This window comes from Curtobacterium sp. MCBA15_016, from assembly GCF_001865105.1.
In the GTDB taxonomy this organism is placed as follows: domain Bacteria; phylum Actinomycetota; class Actinomycetes; order Actinomycetales; family Microbacteriaceae; genus Curtobacterium.
This window is the reverse complement of record NZ_MJGR01000047.1, coordinates 1-528: the sequence shown is the minus strand read 5'-3', so window position 1 is coordinate 528 and position 528 is coordinate 1. Positions and strand designations below refer to the sequence as shown.

Annotated in this window: 1 protein-coding gene; it reads left to right on the top strand. The window is 73.3% G+C overall.

Annotated features, from left to right (window positions below):
• A partial coding sequence (locus tag BIV03_RS16770; RefSeq protein ID WP_175475928.1) for a glycosyltransferase occupies positions 1-528 on the top strand: 528 nt, incomplete at both ends.

Here is a 528-nt window from a genome sequence, read left to right as displayed (position 1 = left end):
GATCGGCGTCGACCTCGAGCTCTTCACGACCGACCCGGGTACCCCGCGGAGCGACCGTGCGGTGGCGACCGTGAACTTCTGGGGCGTCCGCCGCCACGTGCAGGACGTCCTCGACGACGTCCGTCCGGCCGAGCCGATCGTCTGGTTCGCCGCGAACGCCGAGCACGTCGACCCGTCCCCCGGCGTCGAGCTGCGGCCGATGGTCCCCTACTTCGCGCTCCCCGAGGTCTACCGGTCGGCGGCCTTCGTCGTCGACGACGTCATCGCGCCCGCCGCCGAGTACGGCACGTTGAACTCCCGCCTCTACGAATCGCTCGCGTCCGGGGCGCTCCCCGTGACGGACTGCGCGCTCGGACTCGACGAGCTCGGCCTCGGCGAGGTCCCCGTGTTCGAGGACGCCGCGTCGCTCGAGCGGGCGCTCGCGATGCCCGCCGACGAGCGGACGGCGCTGGTCGAACGGCTGCGCGCGGTCGTGGTCGAGCGACACTCCTTCGCGGCGCGTGCGGAGCAGGTGCGCCCGGTCCTCGA